The organism is Virgibacillus sp. NKC19-16, from assembly GCF_021560035.1.
Lineage (GTDB): Bacteria > Bacillota > Bacilli > Bacillales > Amphibacillaceae > Virgibacillus_L > Virgibacillus_L salidurans.
Map to the genome: position 1 here is coordinate 825610 of NZ_CP074373.1, position 22303 is coordinate 847912.

Annotated in this window: 19 protein-coding genes and 2 pseudogenes; 13 read left to right on the plus strand and 8 right to left on the minus strand. The window is 41.4% G+C overall.

Features of this window, described 5'->3' with window-relative positions; genetic code table 11:
• Nucleotides 1-58 precede the first annotated feature (58 nt).
• The 10 genes and pseudogenes from KFZ58_RS04535 (at nt 59) to KFZ58_RS04580 (ending at nt 11226) form a co-directional block, all read left to right on the plus strand.
• Nucleotides 59-655 (plus strand): peroxiredoxin family protein, encoded by a 597-nt coding sequence (locus tag KFZ58_RS04535; RefSeq protein WP_235793645.1) that lies wholly within the window; start codon nt 59-61, stop codon nt 653-655.
• A gap of 207 nt (nt 656-862) precedes the next feature.
• Nucleotides 863-1123: a metal-sensitive transcriptional regulator gene (locus KFZ58_RS04540; RefSeq protein WP_235793646.1), complete on the plus strand. Its 261-nt coding sequence runs from the start codon at nt 863-865 to the stop codon at nt 1121-1123.
• Between the two features lie 121 nt (nt 1124-1244).
• Nucleotides 1245-1562, plus strand: a complete 318-nt coding sequence (gene ccsA / locus KFZ58_RS04545) for a cytochrome c biogenesis protein CcsA (protein WP_370642492.1) — start codon at nt 1245-1247, stop codon at nt 1560-1562.
• A gap of 153 nt (nt 1563-1715) precedes the next feature.
• Nucleotides 1716-3833: pseudogene (locus KFZ58_RS04550) on the plus strand (heavy metal translocating P-type ATPase).
• A 212-nt stretch (nt 3834-4045) separates the two neighbouring features.
• A complete protein-coding gene (locus KFZ58_RS04555) occupies nt 4046-5470 on the plus strand; it encodes a YfcC family protein (RefSeq protein ID WP_235793647.1) in 1425 nt (474 codons plus the stop codon).
• 213 nt (nt 5471-5683) lie between these two features.
• Nucleotides 5684-7336, plus strand: coding sequence for an ATP-binding protein (locus KFZ58_RS04560; protein WP_235793648.1), 1653 nt, complete (start codon nt 5684-5686; stop codon nt 7334-7336).
• A complete protein-coding gene (locus KFZ58_RS04565; RefSeq protein WP_235793649.1) occupies nt 7333-8064 on the plus strand; it encodes a response regulator in 732 nt (243 codons plus the stop codon). Before KFZ58_RS04560 ends, KFZ58_RS04565 begins: the two co-directional genes overlap by 4 nt.
• 134 nt (nt 8065-8198) lie before the next feature.
• Entirely contained in the window at nt 8199-9536 is a 1338-nt protein-coding gene (locus KFZ58_RS04570; RefSeq protein ID WP_235793650.1) for a CitMHS family transporter, read from the plus strand.
• A 179-nt stretch (nt 9537-9715) separates the two neighbouring features.
• Nucleotides 9716-10318, plus strand: a complete 603-nt coding sequence (locus tag KFZ58_RS04575; protein ID WP_235793651.1) for a trimeric intracellular cation channel family protein — start codon at nt 9716-9718, stop codon at nt 10316-10318.
• Between the two features lie 428 nt (nt 10319-10746).
• Nucleotides 10747-11226 (plus strand): PaaI family thioesterase, encoded by a 480-nt coding sequence (locus KFZ58_RS04580; protein ID WP_235793652.1) that lies wholly within the window; start codon nt 10747-10749, stop codon nt 11224-11226.
• A gap of 144 nt (nt 11227-11370) precedes the next feature.
• Here the strand turns inward: KFZ58_RS04580 and KFZ58_RS04585 are convergent, their stop codons facing one another.
• The 5 genes from KFZ58_RS04585 to KFZ58_RS04605 form a co-directional block, all read right to left on the minus strand.
• Nucleotides 11371-12030, minus strand: coding sequence for an HAD family hydrolase (locus KFZ58_RS04585; protein ID WP_235794662.1), 660 nt, complete (start codon nt 12028-12030; stop codon nt 11371-11373).
• A 199-nt stretch (nt 12031-12229) separates the two neighbouring features.
• Nucleotides 12230-12970: a YqjF family protein gene (locus KFZ58_RS04590; protein ID WP_235793653.1), complete on the minus strand. Its 741-nt coding sequence runs from the start codon at nt 12968-12970 to the stop codon at nt 12230-12232.
• A 98-nt stretch (nt 12971-13068) separates the two neighbouring features.
• Nucleotides 13069-13986 (minus strand): DMT family transporter, encoded by a 918-nt coding sequence (locus KFZ58_RS04595; RefSeq protein ID WP_235793654.1) that lies wholly within the window; start codon nt 13984-13986, stop codon nt 13069-13071.
• Between the two features lie 249 nt (nt 13987-14235).
• Nucleotides 14236-15003, minus strand: a complete 768-nt coding sequence (locus KFZ58_RS04600; protein ID WP_235793655.1) for an ABC transporter permease — start codon at nt 15001-15003, stop codon at nt 14236-14238.
• On the minus strand, nt 15000-15731 hold the full coding sequence (locus KFZ58_RS04605; protein ID WP_235793656.1) for an ABC transporter ATP-binding protein: 732 nt from the start codon (nt 15729-15731) through the stop codon (nt 15000-15002). Before KFZ58_RS04605 ends, KFZ58_RS04600 begins: the two co-directional genes overlap by 4 nt.
• A 184-nt stretch (nt 15732-15915) precedes the next feature.
• Here KFZ58_RS04605 and KFZ58_RS04610 point away from each other — a divergent pair, with 184 nt between their 5' ends.
• Nucleotides 15916-16659, plus strand: a complete 744-nt coding sequence (locus KFZ58_RS04610) for a pirin family protein (protein ID WP_235793657.1) — start codon at nt 15916-15918, stop codon at nt 16657-16659.
• 67 nt (nt 16660-16726) lie between these two features.
• Here KFZ58_RS04610 and KFZ58_RS04615 read toward each other — a convergent pair whose 3' ends face one another.
• Entirely contained in the window at nt 16727-17881 is a 1155-nt protein-coding gene (locus tag KFZ58_RS04615; protein ID WP_235793658.1) for an AI-2E family transporter, read from the minus strand.
• Between the two features lie 177 nt (nt 17882-18058).
• Between KFZ58_RS04615 and KFZ58_RS04620 the strand changes: the two are divergent.
• A pseudogene (locus tag KFZ58_RS04620) lies at nt 18059-18316 on the plus strand (NAD(P)/FAD-dependent oxidoreductase); the annotation flags it as partial.
• A gap of 307 nt (nt 18317-18623) precedes the next feature.
• Here KFZ58_RS04620 and KFZ58_RS04625 read toward each other — a convergent pair.
• Nucleotides 18624-19967: an RNA-guided endonuclease TnpB family protein gene (locus KFZ58_RS04625; RefSeq protein ID WP_235794663.1), complete on the minus strand. Its 1344-nt coding sequence runs from the start codon at nt 19965-19967 to the stop codon at nt 18624-18626.
• Between the two features lie 275 nt (nt 19968-20242).
• Between KFZ58_RS04625 and KFZ58_RS04630 the strand changes: the two genes are divergently transcribed.
• The gene (locus tag KFZ58_RS04630; protein ID WP_255695049.1) at nt 20243-21145 is read left to right on the plus strand and encodes an NAD(P)/FAD-dependent oxidoreductase; all 903 of its coding nucleotides are present in this window, start codon (nt 20243-20245) and stop codon (nt 21143-21145) included.
• Nucleotides 21146-21371: 226 nt separating this feature from the next.
• On the opposite strand, the gene opp4C is transcribed toward KFZ58_RS04630, so the two are convergent.
• The gene (gene opp4C / locus KFZ58_RS04635) at nt 21372-22295 is read right to left on the minus strand and encodes an oligopeptide ABC transporter permease (RefSeq protein WP_235793660.1); all 924 of its coding nucleotides are present in this window, start codon (nt 22293-22295) and stop codon (nt 21372-21374) included.
• Nucleotides 22296-22303 lie beyond the last annotated feature (8 nt).

The window sequence follows — 22303 nt, forward strand, 5'->3', positions numbered from 1 at the left end:
TCCTTAATATCAAGGCTAAATCATTATCAGTATCAGGAAGGTATGGAGGTTACAATTAATGAAAAAAGCGATTCTTGTTCTCGTCGTTGTAGGTATGTTTGGGTGGGCTGTTTATGATTTTACAAGTTCAACGGATGAAACGTCCACGGAGGAAAATAATAACTCGGGTGGTGGGACAATTACTTCACCAATACCTGACGGGGAAGAGGATCAGGTCGAGGAGTCAGATGAAGTAGGGATTTCTGAGGGACAAATTGCTCCTGACTTTCAATTAAATACAATTGAGGGAGAAACGGTACATTTGTCTGATTATCGGGGTCAGCGTGTTATCCTTAATTTTTGGGCAACATGGTGTCCGCCTTGCAGGGCAGAGATCCCCGATTTTCAAAAGCTGTATGACAGTGAGGATGTGGAAATTTTAGCAGTTGATTTGACAGAGACGGAAGAAAGCGTGGAGGATGTCGAATCGTTCGTGGAAGAATTTGAAATGACATTCCCGGTCCTGATGGATGAAAGTTCCGATGTAGCTGATATGTATCAGGTAATGGCATATCCAACTTCTTATATGATTGATTCCAGTGGACGTATACAATTCGTCGCACTGGGTGCAATGAATTATGATCTAATGATTCAGGAATTGGAAAAGATGGAATAGCTAAAGGCTGAATCGCTGAATGGCTAACCGCTGATAAGATGCACCCAAGCGCTGATAAATTGGTCCTTATGCTGTTAAATATGCAGCAATCGCCGATAAATGATTGCAGACCGCTGATAAACCGTGACTTTTAAATATTTTGCAATTATACGCGGCGGGGTATATAGTATGGGTATAGACTTTGTGTCATAGAAAGGAGTACCCATCATGAACTATGATGATCAAGTAAAAAATAGAGTGAAACGTATTGAAGGCCAGGTCAGGGGACTGTTAAAAGCAATGGACGAGGAAAAAGAATGCCGTGATGTAGTGAATCAGATGTCAGCTGCTAGAAATGCACTTGATCGTGCTATCGCGTTAATTGTCAGCAGAAACTTGGAAGAATGCATTCGCAATGAGAAGGAGTCCGGTCAAAGTTCTGAAGATATTGTAAAAGAAGCGGTAAACCTGCTTGTAAAAAGCCGGTAACCAAATACTGGAATTAAAAAGAATACCCAAATAAATATCGAATAAGCAATGGAGGATTTGTTTTGACGTGCCTTGATTGCTTTTTTTCTGTCCAATAAAGTACATTTATCAAATTTTCATATTGGCGATGTATTATATGGTACGAGTACGAATGGAAGAATTATTAATTATAAGCGTCCACATGACTCCGTTATTTACACTCGGTGGTTTAATATTTGCTGCAATATGGGCGCAAATTGCCTGGGATCGTTTCTGGGGCTGGGACCCGAAAGAGGTTTGGGCATTAATCACACGTTTTTTCTGTGCTGCATACTTGCATTTAAGACTTTCAAGAGGTTGGCATGGGGGGACCCGCCTGACTGTAGTTGGGTTTTCGATCAACATGTTCAACCTGATTGTTGTGAATCTAGTCTTAGCCGGTCTGCATTCTTATGCATAATGCCATATAAAAAGCATCATGTAAGTGAGGTGACAGTTAAATACTATTCAGGTTTAAAAATTACCTTACAGGGGTATCGTATTATATACTTAAAATATAAAATATTACTTTGCGCACAATATGTAGCAAAATAATTTATAAGGAGTGATATTAATGGCAAAACATGAGAACGATAAACATAAGCATAGTGAACATGAACATCATAGCAATCATAACCATTCACATGATCACGAAGTAAACCATGACCATCATGATGGTGAAGAACATAGCCATGACAGTCATCAAAGTCATGCGCATGACCATAGTAGCCACGGAGACCATGGACACCATGATCACGGCGATATGGTTGGAGATTTTAAGAAACGATTCTTTATATCTTTACTTATTACGATTCCAATTCTCGCTTTATCGCCTATGATTCAAGATTTTATAGGGGTCGATTGGCGTTTTACTGGTGATATGTTTATTTTATTTGCATTATCAACAATAGTATTCTTCTATGGTGGCTGGCCATTTATAACAGGCGGAATCAGTGAATTGAAGGATAAGAATCCTGGAATGATGACACTCATTGCACTTGCTATTACCATAGCTTATGGATACAGCACCATGGTTGTGTTTGGTTGGGAAGGCAGTCAGCTATTCTGGGAACTGGCTACATTAGTCGATATTATGTTACTCGGTCACTGGATTGAAATGCGATCTGTGATGGGTGCATCTAATGCGCTTGAACAGCTGGTGAAACTCATGCCAAATGAAGCACATCGCTTAGATGATAATGGTCAAGTACAGGATATGCCTTTATCCGAACTGAAAAATAATGACCGGGTACTTGTAAAACCGGGTGAAAAGGTCCCTGTTGACGGAATAATCGCTGATGGGAATTCGGCTATTGATGAGTCGATGCTTACAGGAGAGTCTGTTCCGGTTGAAAAAGATAAAGGTGATGAAGTTATCGGCGGATCGATAAATAAGGAAGGATCTCTTACTATACAGGTTGAAAAAACAGGGGAAGATTCCTATTTATCTCAGGTCATTACGATGGTAAAAGAAGCACAGGAATCAAAATCGAGAACCCAGGATTTGACGAACAAGGCAGCTAAATGGTTATTTTACCTAGCACTAGCCGCGGGACTTACAACCTTATTCATCTGGTTGCTGCTGGGCTACTCTTTTGATGTTGCCATTGAACGGATGGTTACCGTTATGGTTATCACCTGTCCGCATGCGCTTGGGTTAGCAGCACCGCTTGTTGTAGCAGTTTCTACATCTATTTCTGCCAAAAAAGGATTGCTAATTCGAAACCGTTCTAATTTTTAAGGGGCACGTAATTTGAATGCCGTTGTTTTTGATAAAACAGGTACACTGACAAAAGGTGAATTTGGTGTAACAGATATCGTATCAAGCGCGGGGTATAATGAAGAAGATATTTTAAAATATGCTTCCACTGTAGAACAAAACTCTGAACATCCGATAGCAACAGGAATTGTGAAGGAAGCAAAAGAAAAAGACATGGCGTTAGGGAAACTGGCTGATTTCGAATCGATAACAGGAAAAGGAATACAAGGCAACGTGGACGGAAGAAAAGTAAATGTTGTCAGTCCGGGATATATAAATAATAATAATTTTAGTTACGATCAGCAATTGTTTAATGAAATGTCGGAAGAAGGAAAGACCGTTGTATTCGTTCTACTTGAAGATGAATTGATCGGGATGGTCGCTTTAGCAGACATCGTTCGTGAAACGGCAAAAGAAGCAATCGCATCATTAAAGGAAAAGGGAATACATTCCATTATGCTAACAGGAGACAATAAAAAGGTTGCAAACTGGGTGGCAAAACAACTGGATATTGATGAAGTCTATGCAGAAGTGTTGCCGGATGACAAAGCAAATCAGGTGAAACAAATACAAGCAAAAGGCTGGAAGGTTGCGATGACGGGCGATGGTGTAAACGATGCACCGGCACTTGCGACAGCTGATTTGGGGATTGCTATTGGCGCAGGTACGGATGTAGCAATGGAAACAGCTGATGTGGTGCTTGTGAAAAGCAACCCGAACGATGTTGTGGCACTAATGGATTTATCGAAAAAAACGTATCGAAAAATGGTCCAGAATCTCTGGTGGGCGACAGGCTATAACATATTTGCAATCCCACTAGCTGCAGGTGTGCTGGCCCCGATTGGCATTGTATTAAGCCCAGCAGTGGGAGCGGTACTCATGAGTTTAAGTACGATTATTGTTGCGATAAATGCAAAGTTATTAAAGGAGTAAAAGAAGAAGGAAGCATGGGGGTAATTCTCATGCTTTTTCTTTTGATTATGGGGAGTAATCGAACCGTCCCTCCGCTTCCACTTCCACCCCCATTTTTAATTTCACTTAATAAATGATATAATGCTAAATTATATTCTATTTTTCAGATTTTTGGGGGAATAACAATTGAGCATTTGTTGTGAATTTCCCAGTAAAGTTGGGGGTAAACATCCATGAATAAGACAGAAGGAAACGGTGAAAGGGATATTAATCATCTCCAGAAAAAAAGATGGGCGATGCCGGATGTATATGTTATTTTATTTTTGGTATTGATAATGGGGTTTGTTGCTACATATCTTATACCATCAGGCTCATTTGATAGGGAAGTGGTTGATGGAGTTGAACGGGTAGTTCCTGATACCTATCAACAAACAGAAGGGCCATCACTCGGTTTGATGGATATTTTTAATTCGATTCAAATGGGGATGGTACAGTCAGCTGATATTATTTTCCTAATATTGTTCACAGGTGGAATGTTTGAGGTTATCGAACGTTCTGGGGCATTAAATGGTCTGATAAAACGTGCAGTAACCTTAACGCGTGGACGTGAGTTTTGGTTGATCGCTATCATTTCAACTATTTTTGCTTTAACCGGGGCAATTGGGGCTGTTGCTAATGCAATCATTGCATTTGTTACCATTGGTGTTATTATAGCACGGGCGCTTAAACTTGATCCAATCATCGCAGTGGCAATTACATTTGGAGCTAACTTTGTGGGGTTTAGCGTTGGATTTATGAACCCATATACAGTGGGAATCGCGCAAGACATTGCAGAGCTTCCACTTTTATCAGGAGCAGGTTTCAGGTTTGTTGTTTTTGTTATCATATTAGCTACAACTATTTGGTATACATGGCGCTATGCGAAGAAAATTATGGCAGATCCCGCGTCCAGTATAATCGGGGTGTATGAGGATAGTGATGATGATCAGAATCAGCTTGAAGCCCCTTTTACGATAAGACATAAACTGTTGCTGATTTTTGTAGCCGTATGTTTGGGATATTTTGTGTATGGATCATCGCAATTAGGTTGGACCATTAATAATATGTCTGCATTTTTCCTGATTATTGCCATAGGTGCAGGTATACTCTCAGGAATGCGATATAATACACTTGCGATCACGTTCATGGACGGTGCAAAAAGACTGGTTTACGGTGCATTAGTAGTAGGGCTTGCGAGAGCTGTTATCGTCATTTTGGAAGAAGGGGTGATACTTGATTCCATCGTGTATGGATTATCTGTACCATTAGAAAATCTCTCTCCAGTATTTGCTGCACTTGGGATGTTCCTTTCCAATGGTGTATTAAATTTCTTAGTAAATTCCGGCAGCGGGCAGGCAATGATCGCAATGCCGATGTTAACGCCTTTGGCTGACATGGTTGGAGTTACCAGACAGGTCGCTGTGCAGGCATTTCAGTTTGGCGACGGTTTAACTAATCTCATCTTTCCAACGTCCGGTATTCTAATGGCAAGTCTTGCTGTGGCCAATGTTTCATGGACAAAATGGCTGAAATGGGTATTCCCGTTATTTCTTATTTGGTTTGTCATTGCAATAATAACGTTGACTGTTGGTGTGATGATTGAGTGGGGCCCGTACTAAATCCAGGTCCACCTACCGTTTTACGATTACGGGAGGTGGGCTTTTTGCGTTGACTTGTGTTACTGTCTAATCCTTCTCCTCGCATAAGTGACATATGTATCAGCTCCCTTTATAATAGATTCACAGAACAAAGGAGCAGCGTTTTTTCCTATGTTTTGGGAGCAGAGCCTTCCATACCCCATCCGTTTTTACATAAATGAAGGAGCCGTCAACATGATTCGTTTTCATAAACCGTATAACAAGCGAAATTTGGAGCCTAATGTGAAAGTTAGTTTGAAAATAAAGATGATTGTTCTGATCAGTTTGCTAATTGCTGGTATTTGTATCCTTTTTGCTGGATTTCTTCATATATTTATTTCCAATACCATCGAAGACCAGGTCGGAAAACGTGCTTTAAGTGTGGCCAAGACTGTTGCCAATATGCCGGAAGTAAAGGCGGCTTTTGAGCTGGAGGATCCTGCTTCTGTAATTCAGGAAACCGTGGCTCCAATTCGGGAGGAAACCGGTGCAGAATTTATTGTTGTTGGAAATAGGGAGGGGATTCGTTATTCCCATCCAAACCCGGAAAGAATCGGGGAAGAAATGATAGGTGGGGACAATGCTCGTGCCCTAGAGGACGGGGAAGCCTATGTATCTAGGAGCACAGGGTCACTTGGACTTTCTATTCGTGGGAAGCTGCCTGTTTTGAATGAAGCAGGGGACATTATGGGTGTCGTGTCTGTGGGTTTTCTTAATGAGGATGTCCAGAGCATTATTGCAAATCAGAGCAAGTCACTATGGCTTACCCTGGCTGGGGTTGGTCTATTAGGGATTGCAGGTGCGATTTTTATTGCCTATTATATCAAAAAGTTGTTATCCAATATGGAACCGGAGGAAATCTCGCATTTACTCTTGCAAAAAGAATCGATATTGCAGTCAGCCCATGAAGGTATGATAGCTGTTGATCGTAAGGGAATCATAACCTTGATGAATACGGCAGCAAAACATATTCTGTTCGGTGACGTGCAGCACCCGGATCATTTTTCCGGGAAACCAATCGATGAGCTATTGCCAGGTACGGCTTTGTTTGATGTACTGGAAAGTGGTGAGAGCCATTATGACAAGGAAATGATACTCGGGAAATCTGTTGTCTTGGTAAACCAGGTACCTGTCTACATGGAAGGGACAATTGAAGGTGCTGTATCCACGTTTCGGAAAAAAACAGAAATGGAACATATGACGCGTGAACTTCAGCAAATTAAACAATATGCAAATGCGCAACGCGCTCAAACCCATGAATTTTCCAATAAACTCTATACGATTTTGGGATTACTTCAGTTAGGTGAAAAACAGGAAGCTATCGAATTTATTAAAAAAGAAAAAAATATCCAGCAGGAACGATCGGAATTTTTGACACAGCAGGTAAAAGATTCTGTCGCTCAAGGGCTTTTACAAGGGAAAATCAATCAGGTGAATGAACTTGGGATAAGCTTGTCCATTCATCCGGATAGTCAACTTAGCCAAGCGTACCACGAGGACACGCAGGAGGCACTACTTACCGGGCTTGGAAATCTGCTTGAAAATGCGATTGAATCTGTTAAAAATAATCAGGAGGGGGACAGGCGAATTAGCCTATTTTTCACTGATATAGGGGATGATATCGTGGTAGAGGTTGATGATTCGGGTTCGGGTATTTCAGAAGCGAATATGCCACATATTTTTGAACAAGGATTTTCTACAAAAGAAAAGGGAAAACGAGGAAGTGGCTTGAGCTTAACCCGCCATATTGTACATAAATCAGGAGGCGAAGTCATGCTTGAAGAAGGGGAAATGAGGGGTGCCTGCTTCGTGATGATTATACCTAAAAATAGGAGGAAACACAGATGAGTGATAATATACAGGTTCTTATTATCGAAGACGATTTCCGGATTGCTGAAATAAACAGAAGATATGTGGAAAGCTTAGAAGGATATATGGTTCAGGAAGTTGTAAAGACGGGAGAAGAAGCATTGACCTATTTGGAAAATTGCATGTCTCGGCCACAGTTGATTCTGCTTGATATTTACATTCCTGATGTGAAAGGGATGGAGTTGTTTTGGCAGATCCGTCATCATTATCAGGATGTGGATATGATCGCTGTCACTGCCGCCAACGAAGCTGCAACGATTGAGGAAGCATTAAGAGGGGGCGCTTTTGATTATATCGTGAAACCGGTGGATGCTGATCGTTTCACGCAGTCCTTGAAGCGATATAAACAGTACCGTAGCTTTTTTATTGCGAAAGAGATTTTGGGGCAGCGTGATATTGATTCTGTTACAGGGAATTATCATTTGACTGAATCCAGCAGTACAAACGCGAATTTGCCTAAAGGAATTGATCCGATTACATTGAATGATATCAGAGATCTTTTGAAATCCAATAAGGAAAAAGGGATAACTGCTGTGGAACTGAGTAAACTGATCGGGACAAGCCGCTCCACGGCACGTCGCTATCTGGAATACCTGGTGTCCACAAGTGAGATTCATACCACATTAAAATACGGAAGTGTCGGCAGGCCGGAGCGTGAGTACATGCGCCGTGAAACTTATGAACAAAATGAAGAATATAAGAAATAAGTAACTTATAAAAAGAAGGTTTATCCTTCTTTTTTTATATGCTAATTTATTAAATAAGTCAAAAAAAAAATTATTTTTTTGATGTGAGTTGCTAGCGCTTACATAATAGAGACAATGAATGAAAGGAAGATAGTATGTTAAGTTTAATAGGATTTGCGACCATATTGACAATTGTCATTTTATTAATCAAGGGGAAGGTTTCTCCTATTATTGCGATGGTATTAATACCATTATTAGGTGCATTTCTTGCCGGTTTTGGATTGGGTGAAATTGGCGAGTATTTTAATCAAGGAATTGATCAAGTCATCGATGTTGCTGTTATGTTCATTTTTGCAATTCTATTCTTTGGTATTATGCAAGATGCCGGACTTTTTGACCCTTTAATTAACAAGATGGTTGCGCTTTCGAAAGGAAATATTATAGCTGTAAGTGTAGCTACCGTTTTGATTGCGGCAGTTGCTCAAATGGATGGTTCCGGGGCGTCGACATTTCTGATTACCATTCCTGCTATGCTTCCATTGTATAAACGGATGAACATGAATCCATATTTACTGCTACTCTTGATTGCTGGAAGTGCTGCCATCATGAATATGACCCCATGGGCGGGACCTTTGGGTCGTACTGCTTCCGTTCTGGATATAGATGTCACGGAATTATGGTACCCGCTTATACCAGTGCAAATCATAGGGATGGTATTGATGATAGGTTTAGCAGTATTCCTCGGATTTAGAGAAAAACGGAGAATTAAAGAGCAGTTTGGGAATCAGGGGTTGGAAGCTGCGGCTGCGCTTGAGGAGACACCAGAAGAAATAGAGAAAGAGGACGAAAAATCCTCTTCTTTCACTGAAAATTCACTTGCACGTCCGAAATTAATTTGGGTAAATGCGATCCTTGCAATAGGTGTTGTCGCATTGTTAGTATCGGGGATCATTCCAGCTGGCTTTGCGTTTATGATTGGGGTCAGTATTGCACTGGCAATTAATTACCCAAATTTGAAAGATCAAACGGATAGAATTAAGGCACATGCTTCAAGCGCTCTGACAATGGCAACGATCATTCTAGCTGCAGGTTCATTTTTAGGAATTCTGGCAGGAACAGGAATGCTGGATGCAATAGCAGAAGACGGTGTTTCAGTAATGCCTGAAGCTGTTGGTCCTTATTTACATTTGATTATTGGAGTCTTGGGTGTACCTTTTGACTTACTGTTAAGTACGGATGCATATTATTTTGCATTGCTTCCAGTAGTTGAACAGATCGCATCAGGTTTTGGCACAGGTGCGCTATCTACAGCATATGCAATGATCATTGGGAACATTGTAGGGACATTTGTCAGCCCACTAGCACCAGCTGTTTGGCTAGCACTTGGTTTATCAGGTTTGGAAATGGGACGCCATATCAAATATTCCCTCCCGTGGTTATGGGGACTGAGTATTGTACTATTAATCATTGCGGTGTTTATTGGTGTGGTTTAAGCGGGATAAGCGTGGGAACGGTTCGGTTGATTTCTCCCTTATCAAAAAGAAGGGAAACAAATTCAGTTACGGAAAATAAATAAGGAAGCAGAGGGACCGTCCTCATGCTTCCTTTATATTTGTATAAACACCACTTAAAGAACTATAATAGACAATAAAACAAAAAGGGAAGAAAAGCATTGATATGGGAAGTACTTAACATTGTTGGAACTATTGCATTTGCAATTAGTGGTGCCATTATTGCTACGCATGAGGATTATGACATTTTAGGTGTTTATGTTTTAGGGTTTGTGACGGCGTTCGGAGGTAGTACGATCCGTAACCTGTTGATTGGTATACCGATTGAATCCATTTGGACACAAGGTGATTTATTCGTTGTCGTCTTTTTGGTGCTCACGGTGGTTTTCCTATTACCGAATAACTGGATTGAATATTGGGATAAATGGGGAATTCTTTTTGACGCGATTGGTTTAGCGTCATTTGCCATTCAAGGGGCTTTAAGTGCTGTTGAAGTCAATGCACCATTAAGTGCGGTACTCGTTGCGGCGACATTGACTGGATGTGGCGGAGGGATGATCAGGGACGTTCTTGCAGGACGTAAGCCGATGGTTCTTCGCGCGGAGATTTACGCACTTTGGGCGACATTCGGCGGTTTAATTATTGGTCTTGGTTTAGTCAATGGCCCTTGGTCGACAGGTGTTCTTTTTGTCGCAATTGTTACATTAAGGATGAGTTCGGTGCGTTTTCAATGGAGATTACCCCGGCATCCAATATGGAAATGATACACAATAATTTCTGTGAATTTATATTACATTCAGTATGGTCGGAGTAGAGGAATGGTAGTGAACGTGGGATTGAGAGATCAGACTGCGAGATGAATAGCAGTGAGCGCTGGAAGGGGGCCTTGGCCGCGGGGCAAATTGCAACCAACGACGAAAATCCAGACACTGCTGATTCGTATAATACAATGAGGATAAAAGACCGACCACGCATCAGAACAACGCGTGGTGGGTCTTTTTATTATATGGCGGTATTATTCGATGAACAGGTTTTCGAAAAAAATTTACAGCCATAAAGTCTATTCTAAAAACAATGCCCTTTGAGATGGCCAGTGTACAAAAACGATATTCAACATTTACTGCTAAATTCGTATTAATATAGAGACTTTTTAAATAATTTCATGTATACTACGAAGAAAAGGGGGGCAAGTATGGAAATAGTAAAAGCAATCCAAGATGAATACCCGGATGACTTCTCCTATTGTTATGGGTGTGGCCGGCTAAATGAAAGTGGGCATCATTTCCGGACAGGTTGGGATGGTGATCAGACGGTTACTTTTCACACGCCGCGTTCTGAGCATACGGCAATACCCGGATTTGTCTATGGCGGGGTGATTGCATCATTAATCGATTGTCATGGAACGGCTTCGGCGTCACTTGCCCTGCACCGGAAGAATGGTCATGAGCCTGGTGACGACTTCGATGCACCACGTTTTGTGACTGCATCGCTTGAGGTTAAATTTGTTAAACCAACACCTCAGGATGTTACGTTAAAGGCGATTGGTACCGTGGAAGAAATTCATCCGAAGAAGTTTAAGGTACATACGGAAGTTTTTGCAGGTGATGCGTGTTGTGCCAAAGGAGAGGTTGGTGCAGTGATCATGCCGGATACATTTGGTGGAAAAAAATAAAGTTGAGGTTTCAAAAATTGCATAAATTAATTCTGGCATTACGACTGTTATTGAGTTTTGAGTAAAGTTACAGAGAGTTCTTTTTGTCCCCTGCCAGTGGTCAAAAATTCTTTAACCTTAGGCAGGGGCAGGGACTCCTAACCGTTAAATGATCTCCCACCCACGGTTTTTCGCTGTTGACTCCAGTCGTGGCTCGGGCTTGACAGCGACCGGATTCCCGACGAGTTCAAAAACAGGAAGGTCTGAAAAGCTGTCGGCATAAGCAAAACTATTAGACCAGTCGATATCTTTATTTGCTAGCGCAGTTTGGATTTTCTCGTTTTTTCGTGATGCCTGTATATGGTAGATTGGAGATTTACTATCAACATGCTGCTCTTTCAAGGGGATATCTGTCCCGATGATTGTATGAAATAGCAATTCCTTTGTGACCGATTGCAAAAGTGGTGTATATGCCCCGGAAACCAGCATAACATGATCATTATCACTGATGTGCTGTTCCAACCTTTCAATAACTTGCTGATTGAAATTCGTTTTCATTTTTTCAGCGATTTCCTCGAAGTATGTATCCAGTTCTTGTTTAGAGAGTTGATCAAGTGCAGCTAAGTAAATTTGCATAGACCGTTCTCTCATTTTATGTTTGGGATAAATTTTCAACTTGCTGCCAATATAGGGAGGTAAAATAGTTCGTAAAAATCGTTTATATTTGGAATGATAGACGGGATGATTTTTCAAATGATCCATCAAAATCGGAAACGTTTCGTTCGCATACAAAGTACCGTCAAAATCGAATATCGCAACACGCATCTCTTTCACCTTTTCTATGTGGAGTTATTATAATAATGCATGTTTTTGGTGAGTATGTCAAAGTAGTGAGGAGGTCGTTCTGTGCTGAGAGCGCCTCATCCCGCGGTAGTTGGGGTTTGTTCCGCGTACGCAGTTGCTTGTTCCGCGCACATGTCGGTTCGTCGCGCGAACAGAGCTCCTTATCCTGCGATAAGCTCTGTTACTCCACTTTTTTAATCGGCCAAAATAAAACACGGCGGGAGGATGCGTAATGCAGGAGGAGTGGTTCTTCATTCATATTATTTTCTGGTAAAAAGGGGACCATGTTTTGCCTCTGAATAGTCGCTTCTGCATCACGAATTTTCCATTGCCTGTGGTGAATATCTCCTCTAAATAAAGCCCCGTCTTTATATGACCAAAAATAATATCTTTCTAGTAGCCAGTGAGTCAGGCTTCCTTTTTCCGGATAGTAGGCTTCGGAAATGGGGTGGTAACTTCCTTTAAAAATAGCATCAGCGTTTCCTCGGCGAACAGAGCTGTAATGGAAAGATCCCGCTCGTTTCTTCATTTTCATTTTTGCATAAAAATAGGGTAACGTAGCTACTCTGGCGCCTAGAACAGCGAGCAGCTTATCGGCATCCAGACTGAAAAAATAAATACCTGCTCTTCCGTTCCGCCTGACATAGGTTCGCACGTTCAGTTCCAGAAATGAACGCAGAAAGGGGAAGGGCGGCATTTTGCGTAGGCGCATATCACTTATTTTAAATGGTATGATTGTAATCCACGCCACGCCGTCATAAGTGTCCAGCTCGAGCCCCTCGGTGAGTTGTGCTTTCATCACTTCCTGGGATACAGGCAGGTGCATGAACAACAAATGATCCCACTTTTGCGTCATGATCCAAGGGCTATCAGGTAAGGGATAATCACGGTGTTGGGTGCTTTTTCGTATAGATTTATACATATTTTCTCCTATCGATACTGTGTTTATTTTTAGTATGTTGATTGGTTTAGATTTTATACGGGGAAAGAGGAGGGTGTAGGAAGCCAAGCAAAGATCCCCTACGATCTGCGTTTTACCTTCCTCTTAAGAAGCCAGGCTTCCAAACCTCCAGAACCAAATATGACACCTGATACAATTAAGACAAGTCCAATAAAGTGTGCTAGAATGATAGATTCATTGAGGAAAATAGCTGCACCGATGATTGAGAAAAAGGTATTCAAGTTTAGAAAAATCGATGTTTCGGCAGGTCCGACTTGGCCGATGGCATAGTTATAAATCATATGCCCTATTCCGGTAGCAATCACTGCTGAGAAAAGGAAGATCGCCCATACAGAAAGAGCTGAAACCTCTGCAACTGCGGCAAAACCACCTGGTTCTTTCCATAAGCTAATGATAAATAGAAAAAAAGAACCAATTAGCAGCATATAACCGGTCAGAAGTCGGGGATCCATTGTTTGTGACGCTCGTTTAATTAATATAAAACTGAGCGCCTGGGAAGTAATGGAGAATAAAATATTTAAATCCCCTGCATTGATCGATTGCAGACCACCGCTTCCAGCCAACACCGTAAAACTAACACCTAGGCCTCCAAATACAAATCCAATAAGTTGAATGAACGTTGGTTTTCGTCTTAAAAATACCATCGAGAAAACTACTGTCAAAAGCGGTCCCATCCCCAAAATCAAGCCTGTATTCGTAGCCGATGTTTTAGTAAGTCCTTCCGCTAAAAAGAAATGATGGAAAACAACGCTTAAGAAAGCTCCACCAATAATATAAATCCATTCTGTTCTTTTGGGCAATCGAACGAGTTCAGCAAATATAAGGAAAAGAATTGCAGTCAAACCAGCGACGAAAATCCTTAATGATGTGATGGTAATAGGCGCGAAATTCTCAACAAGAACCTTTAACGCAGAAACATTCATCCCCCATGTGAACATGATGAGTATGATGATTATGTATATTTTACCTGTCTTCAAAATTTTCCACCACCCAAATTTCCATAATGTAGGATAGCTTATCATATTTTGTGATGTGCGTATAGAGGCTCGTACCCCGTGGTGGTGAATGTCGAAGCTCGGATGCTGAGTCCTGACACTAAAGCGTCCAAACGGGAGTGCGGGCATCAAGCCGAATCCCGAAGTTTACTTACTTATTCACAATAAAATCCCCCCAAAATCATCATTAAAAAAAGGCTCACCCAGATCAGGTAAACCTCTCACCAACCATTACTCTGATACCTCCAATCGATCCTCCAAAAACTGCATGCGCTGATTAAACAGTGTTGGGTACGATAAATATCCCAGCATGATGCTTGTGACAACAGCTGTTGTTAATAGAAGGAATAGGATGAGCAACTGGAATAGTACGGCTTGTACAGGATCAGCCCCTGCTATGATTTGCCCGCTCATCATACCGGGTAACTGGACGAGTCCGATGGTTTTCTGGCTTTCGATTGTCGGAATCGTGCTCGCTTGAATGGAAGTGATAAGCTGTTTGTGAATTGCTTGTTTAGGTGTTCCTCCGAGTGATAGAATCAGTTCTGTTTCATTCTGGCGTGATTCCATTTCTGCCGTGAAGCGGTTGAGGAACAGTATGCCGAGTACCATGGAGTTTCCAATAACCATACCACTAATTGGGATAATATATTGAGCAGTTGCTGGTGTAATATTTAAACCAAGCAGGATACTTTGCGTTAAAACTTCAACAAAAATAAATGTCACCACTAATTTCCATGTGATCCCTTTAATGGATGCCCCTTTTTTCCTGGCATTTTGTGTAGCTGCTCCAATCATGACGACGATCATTAGTACTATATAAATAATATTTTCGGCATCAAATACAAACTGAAGGATATAACCCACTGCAAGTAATTGAATGATGGAACGAACTGTTGCAATAATGGTGTCTTTTTCAAGACCTAAGTTAAATGTTTTCGATAGGACAATCGGAATGAGAACAAATATAAGTGTGATTGCTAATGTTAGAAAACTCATTCCAGTTCCCCTTTCACAAAGCGTTTTACTTGCGTATTTTTCGGATTATCCAAGAAGCCGCTTTCGCCGGTTTCTATGACTTTACCTTCCATCATAACCCACGTAAACTCTCCGATTGTTCGTGCCTGCTGCAGGTTGTGCGTGATCCAGATAATGGTAGTTCCGTATTTTTGATTGATTTGCTGAATGAGTGCTTCGATATCCTGCTGGGACACACGATCCAGTGAAGATGTGATTTCATCAAGTAATAAAATCTCCGGCCTGTTCACAAGGGTGCGAGCAATGGAAAGTTTTTGGCGTTGTCCACCGGATAAGTCCTTGGAATTCTTCTTTAAAAAAGAGCCATCAAGTCCTACAATTCGCATTAATTCCTGCGCTCTTTCTTCAGATAATTGTTCTCCTTGCAATGTTAGCGGCATGGCTAAGTTCTTTTGTACACTGCCACTTAGCATCGTTGCGCTTTGCAGTGCGATCCCAACGTTCCGACGTAATTTTACTGGTTCATAGGCATCGAGTTTTTTACCTTTAATATAAATCTCTCCTGAATTCGGTGACTTTAACCCATTGCATAATCGGAACAATGTTGTCTTTCCTGCACCGGATGGACCGACCAATGTTGTAATTTTACCCTCTGGGAAATATCCTGTAATATCCTTTAAAATATGTACACCGTCAGCGGAAAAATTCACATCTTGAAACTGCACAGCTGCATTCGGATGGCTTGTCAATTTATTTCACTTCCTTACTAGCAAATTCGTTCTTCATCTAATTTAGTGTTTACTTCCCAGGTACAATTATTATCAAAAATGAATGGGATAGCAAGTTATTCGGGATATACATCTATAAAACATCCTATTCTTCAGGAACATGGAAGATTTGCTATACTGATAATAAGAAGAAGGGGGATTTACTATGCTGCAAAAACTTGCTGCGGGAAATCATGCCAAGCCGTTTAGAGGACCTTTTACGATTACCCGCATCCAGCCAAGCGATATTTTAGAGGAAGATACAGGAGATTCGGCATTCGGTACATTAAGCAATATTGATCATGCAGTAATGCAAAAAGGATTGACCATAAAAATGCACGAGCATGTCAACGATGAAATTTTCAGCTATGTATACAAAGGCACTTCCTTTCATAGGGATTCTGCTGGGTTTGAAGCGCCGATTGCGCCTGGTAAGCTAATGATGATGAATGTAGGCTATAGCTTTTGGCATGAAGAAAAGGTGAAAAGTGAACCCGCTGTGGAAATGCTGCAAATCTTCATCCGGCCACCTGAATCGGATCTTGATCCGGATATTCAATTTCACGACAAACCAACAGATAATCCTGACTGGTATCTTATGGTAGGACCAAAGGAGAGTGCGGCACCACTATATGTCAGACAAGACGTTTACATTTTCGATGCTCATCCTAAAGCGGGTGAAAAATTAGAAATTCCAACTTACAAAGATCTCAAACCTTTTTTATACGTAATGAGCGGAGAGGTCACAATAAATGATCTTACTATCAGCAAACAAGAAGCAGTTACCGATTTAGAAAACCCGCTCCCGCCACTACTTGCAAATTCGGATGCAACCGTTGTGTTATTTTTTGTTGCCATGAACGCACCAATGTCCATGGATGGAACGATTAGCGGGATGGGAAAGCGATAAGTTTCAATTCGAAAGAGGCCACTGAAAAATCTTACAATTATTCTGTGGCCTCTTTGGGGAGGGGAGTTTACCCTTGAATTTCATATTGATTGTCTTTCTCAGCATAGCGGTTATGCCGTCGTTTAAATAGAATAAATAGATGACTCACTACAACCTTTAATACCGCATAACCTGGAATGGCAAGCAGTATCCCAATAACGCCAAACAAATTTCCTGCGGTCAATAACACGAATATAATGGTTATTGGGTGTACATGGAGTCTTTTTCCCATAATTTGCGGGGAAATTAATTTACCTTCCAGCAATTGCACGATTGTCCATACAATAATTAACTTGAAAAACATAAATGGCGAGGTTACCGCGGCAATAATCAAGGCTGGGGTAATCGCGATTGCAGGTCCAAGATATGGGACGAAATTTGTCACACAGGCAATTGCCGCAAGCAGCAACGAATATTCAAGTCCTATAATCACAAATCCTATGTACATCATGACCCCAATGCTTAGACTCACCAATATTTGCCCAACAATATAGGAACTCAGCTGATGATCAATGTCGTCAAAGACTCTCCTAAACTCCGAGCGTAATCTGGGTGGAAGTATTTGTATAATTCTTCGCGGGAATTTTTCTCCTTCTTTTAATAAATAAAATAGAATAAAGGGAACTGTCACAATAGCGATCACGACAGCAGCAACCTGGGAGATAAAACCAGTTACTCCTTCAATTGTATCCCCTATATAGGTGGAGAGATTATCCAAGATCGTCTGAAATACCCCATCAATGTTCGCAGACAGGTTCTCGTAATAACCAGCAAACATGGAGCTTCTTAGCCACTGGTCCAAACTGTTTCCCATCTGGGCGATGTATTGCGGGAATTCACTCATGAGACTCGTAATTTGCCGCTGCAGGAAGGGAACAATTAGAAAAATAAGTAAGGCTAGCAGACCACTAAGTGCAATAAAGACAATTAAAATTGCCAATCCTCTCTTTACCCCGTAGCTTCCCATCAATCTGACAACTGGGCGCAATAAATAATATGCAATGATAGCCAGAATGGAAGGAAGAGCAATTGTTCCAAAGAGAACGACAATAGGCTCAAAGATAAATGAGACTTCTGTAAAGATTAGAATGTTAAGCCCGATGAGTAGTAAGAGGGCAAATAAATATAATAAATTTTTTCCACCGAAGAAGCGGAAAAATGGTGAGGTTTCCCAACGATTCATTTTCATTATCCTTTCCTGACGTTCCACATAAAGACTAACTATATTTTAGCACAATGCTATATTGTTTTTCATGCTATATGTGCTCATAGAGATATTCTTTCCAAATATTCGTGACCATTGTTGAGAAAGTGTTATAATGAGAATATTGAGATTAAATTATCCAATAGGAGTGAATCCATGAAAACCATTATAATAGGAAGCGGTATCGTCGGGGCAAGTGCTGCTTATCATCTGGCAAAAAATAATACAGATGTAATTGTGGTCGATAAGGAACATCAAGGGAATGCGACTTCGGCCGGCGCGGGAATTGTATGTCCGTGGATATCCAGCGTGCAGGATGAGAATTGGTACAAAATTGCAAAGGGTGGCGCTCATTATTATCCAGAGCTAATTGATCAGTTAAAAGAGGACGGGGAGCATGATGTTGGATGTCAACATACCCCCACTGAAAACCTTGCAGTTCCCATTTCAGTGGGGGCCTTGGGTTATCTACTCAGGTCTCCTCGCTACATGCCTTAGACGATTTGACGCTCTGAATAGCAAGCACCGCTAAGCACTCCCCAAACACTGTTTTTGGTTGGTACTAACGACGTACTATCGTTTTCCCACTTGCACCACCCTTTTCGAAAAAGAGCAGTTCTTCTTTTTGGAAAAAGCCACCACTCAGATTGCTCTGGCGTGTACTACAAGCCCCGACAAGTCGGGTACACATGGATGGTTGACGCACCCACTAAGCTATGCGCTAAGCAACAGCTTTACGTTTTTGTACTTCCATTTTGATCGGCGTTTTAACGTTGAGGTCTTCGTCCAATTCAACAATTTTTGATTTACGCAAAATATTCAATGCCCCGTTAATGTCAGCGTGAATACATTGTCCTGTTTTACTTCGGTACAGACCACGATTGATACGTTTACCATGGAATGTGTAGCTTGACTGATCATTTTTCGACCAGACAGGGATTGTATCTTTGTCCAGAAAACTAGCTTTTGATGTATAGCTTTCTTCCTGCTTCACGAAACGAATACCCTCTTTCAAACATTTGTTTTCGATGGCAGCAATCAGCTTATGAAACGGAATCTGAACAAATTTCTGATTGTTCTTTTTCCCTATACGGGACGCTTGCTTCCAACCAGCATTGTAGCCGACAACAATCGTATCAATGTTGAATGCTTTTGCTTTTTTAAATAGTAATCCTACGGCTTGTGAGATATAACCGTTGATTTGACTGTCACGTTTGTGCCAAAGTTTTGCCATACGATTCGTTACGATACGTTTGGAAATACCGTTTTCGATATTTTTTTCTTGCAGATTGCTTATCGTTTTGTTGAAGTATTGGTTGATAGACTTTAGTTTTTTGCCATCAATCAGGAACGTATCACCATGGTTTGTTGCACAACTCATCATTAGGTCTATGCCTAAATCGCAACTCAAAGCGTTCGCAGTTGTCGTTGGTTGTTTCTTCATTTGAGGGACTTGCATTTCATAAATGTAATGCACCTCAAAGAACCGACCTTTTTGCTTTGGTACGATTTCAATGTATGAGATTTTCTTGTTCAACAAGTTTTTAGGCATACGAATTTTAATAGAACCGAAACGTTTTCGAAATGCCACATTCATCGGAATAGCCCAGTATCCGTCTTTATCCACTTTTGGAATTTGGTAGATTTCGATGATACGTTTCTCTGTAGCGTAAGAATATTTCGGAAATTTAGGGCGACCAGTGAACTTCTCTGGGTTTTTCCTCCACTTTTCCAGCGCTTGAAAAAAACTCTTCACTTCTGCATACAACGTTCTGCGAATGGCTTGAGCAGAGTTTGATTGAACGGCCCAATAGTTAACATCAGCTCGCATGGCAGCGTCAACTTCCTTTGCAGTCGGAATCTTACCGTTGTTCAAGTGGTTTTGTTTAATCGTGTATAATCCAACATTACGCAAGGCTTTTGTACTATGCGACATACGTTGAAGCAGACGGAATTCCTTAGCCGTCAAGCTACTACGTCCAATATTTTGTTTCTGCGTGAAACGTTGAATGTTTTCGGATTTCTTTTGTTTACGCAATACTTTAACAGGTTTCTTTCTAGCAATTGTGTTCACCACCTTTCTTGGCGAGTCAAATAGGATTATTTCATTTCTTGAGGCTCATTATGTACGGATTATTTCGATAGGCACACCAGTTGTCTAAATTCTTTATCGTATCAAATCCACTTCCTATTTATGACTAATTATACCATTGGACAAAGGATTATGCGAATTTTTGTTCGCCAAAAAGTAAGATAATACAAGAGAAGTTTTCAGCCTACAGACTGACGGCAATTCATCTCCATCTGAATTGTTGGGTTGGCACCCGAAACACAATTCAGATGGAGTCTTCTTGCCGAAAGGATAAAAAAGTAGGCGCTCTGACTGTGAATTCGGATTCTGAAATGCTGGATGAAATAGAGAGCAGGGCACGTTCCAAACAAAAAGATGCGCCTGAAATGGGGGATATATCACGACTCAGCGCTGCCCAAACGAGAGAGCGATTTCCATTGTTGAATGAGGACTTGAAGTCTGTTTTCTTAACTGGAGCTGCAAGAGTGGATGGGCGATTACTTAGAAACGCTTTAAAACGAGCTGCGCAAAAACATGGGGCAGAAATGATAAAAGGCGAAGCAAAGCTGCTATATAATAAGAACAGCGTAGAAGGTGTTGAGGTGAATGGAGAAAAGTTATACGCCAATACTGTTCTGATTGCAACTGGCGCTTGGGCTCCGTCTCTATTAGCACCTCTAGGAATCAATCTAAACGTAGAACCGCAACGTGGACAAATTGCTCATATTCATGTACCTAATGAAGACACGTCTGATTGGCCTGTTGTTTTGCCACAAAGCCGTCACTATATGCTGGCATTTGATGACGCGCGTATAGTCGTAGGGGCAACCAGGGAAACAGGAGTTGGCTTCGATTATCGAACAACTGCAGGAGGCGTACATGAGGTTACGTCAGAGGCATTAAACGTAGCACCCGGACTTTCTAATGGAACACTGCAGGAAGTTCGGATTGGGTTTCGACCGATGGGACCGGATGTTTTACCAATACTTGGGGGAATAGACGTAGTAAAAGGAGTTGTTTTAGCAACAGGACTGGGTGCATCAGGGCTGACTATGGGACCGTATATTGGGAGACTAGCTGCTGCATTGGCAGGAGGAGAGAACAGCGGGGTAGATCTTACGCCATATAACCCAATGCGTGCTATTACTTCGGGTGTAAATAAAATAGTATAGAAAGGCTGTTTTCTAAAAGATTGTTGCTTTTTCGTAGCTCGAGGAGGCTCAGGCAGCCGCCCACGGAAAGCGTAGTGTATTTCCGTAGCGGGTAAATACACCAACCATCATTTCCTACTATGTCGCAGTTTAAATCAACAGCGAAGATTTAAAAGCAACAATACTAAAAAGAGCCATAGGAAAAAAGACAGCAACCTGCCACCACGCGGCAGGTTGCTGTTCCTTTCTAACGAGCTTTACTTTTCGGATCAAAGGCATCCCGCAATCCATCGCCAATAAAGTTGATAGCTAGCACAGTAACAAAAATCGCTACACCTGGTGGAATCCAGGCTTCTGGATGCTCACGGAGTATCCGGATATTCTGTGCTTCTGAAATCATGTTGCCCCATGTTGGTGTTGGCTGTGGAATACCGAAGCCGATAAAGCTAAGTCCGGATTCAATAATAATGTAGCTTGCCATCATTAGTGTCGCATTAACAATTATAGGCCCAATAGCATTAGGAATAAAATGCTTAAAGATAATTCTAAAATCAGTTGCTCCGATCGCGCGGGCTCCTTGAACAAATTCCTGTTCCCTTAATGACAAATAAGTTCCTCGAATAATTCGTGTTAAGTTTGGCCAAGCCGTCACTGCGATAATAGTGACAAATAATGCTATGGTTACTTCCTGTATGATTGCAATGATCGTTAGGACAAGCACGAGAAACGGAAGCATAAGCATAATATCTGCGCCCCGCATAATGATGCTATCGACTTTTCCACCATAATAGCCAGCAATAGATCCAAGAACAACACCGATAGCAAGGGTGAAAAACATGGCGCTAAAACCGACGATCAATGAAATTCGGCCACCGTATAACAATCGTGAAAAGTTATCCTGGCCTTGTCCATTGGTACCCAAAATATGTTCATCACTCGGTCCCTGCTCAATTAATAAAAGATCTGACTGTTCCGGATCCAGATCGGTAAATACAGGGGCAAGAACGCAAACGATAATAATAGCTAAAAGAACAAAGCTGCTTATAACGGCCATTTTATTTTTCATGAACCTGCGAAGCGCCAATTGAAATGGGCTTCTGCTCTTATTTTGTATCTCGCTTGCATGCTTTTGGGGCTGTGTAGATGGTGTTTCTTGTGGATTCGGCTGCATATATGTTC

Coding starts and splice junctions, on each gene's coding strand:
- opp4C (WP_235793660.1), bottom strand. CDS start 22,295: ATGCAGCCGAATCCACAAGAAACACCATCTACACAGCCCCAAAAGCAT.
- KFZ58_RS04610 (WP_235793657.1), top strand. CDS start 15,916: ATGCTGCAAAAACTTGCTGCGGGAAATCATGCCAAGCCGTTTAGAGGA.
- KFZ58_RS04600 (WP_235793655.1), bottom strand. CDS start 15,003: ATGAGTTTTCTAACATTAGCAATCACACTTATATTTGTTCTCATTCCG.
- KFZ58_RS04590 (WP_235793653.1), bottom strand. CDS start 12,970: ATGTATAAATCTATACGAAAAAGCACCCAACACCGTGATTATCCCTTA.
- KFZ58_RS04615 (WP_235793658.1), bottom strand. CDS start 17,881: ATGAATCGTTGGGAAACCTCACCATTTTTCCGCTTCTTCGGTGGAAAA.
- KFZ58_RS04535 (WP_235793645.1), top strand. CDS start 59: ATGAAAAAAGCGATTCTTGTTCTCGTCGTTGTAGGTATGTTTGGGTGG.
- KFZ58_RS04555 (WP_235793647.1), top strand. CDS start 4,046: ATGAATAAGACAGAAGGAAACGGTGAAAGGGATATTAATCATCTCCAG.
- KFZ58_RS04540 (WP_235793646.1), top strand. CDS start 863: ATGAACTATGATGATCAAGTAAAAAATAGAGTGAAACGTATTGAAGGC.
- KFZ58_RS04580 (WP_235793652.1), top strand. CDS start 10,747: ATGGAAATAGTAAAAGCAATCCAAGATGAATACCCGGATGACTTCTCC.
- KFZ58_RS04585 (WP_235794662.1), bottom strand. CDS start 12,030: ATGCGTGTTGCGATATTCGATTTTGACGGTACTTTGTATGCGAACGAA.
- KFZ58_RS04570 (WP_235793650.1), top strand. CDS start 8,199: ATGTTAAGTTTAATAGGATTTGCGACCATATTGACAATTGTCATTTTA.
- KFZ58_RS04565 (WP_235793649.1), top strand. CDS start 7,333: ATGAGTGATAATATACAGGTTCTTATTATCGAAGACGATTTCCGGATT.
- KFZ58_RS04560 (WP_235793648.1), top strand. CDS start 5,684: ATGATTCGTTTTCATAAACCGTATAACAAGCGAAATTTGGAGCCTAAT.
- KFZ58_RS04630 (WP_255695049.1), top strand. CDS start 20,243: ATGGAGTCTTCTTGCCGAAAGGATAAAAAAGTAGGCGCTCTGACTGTG.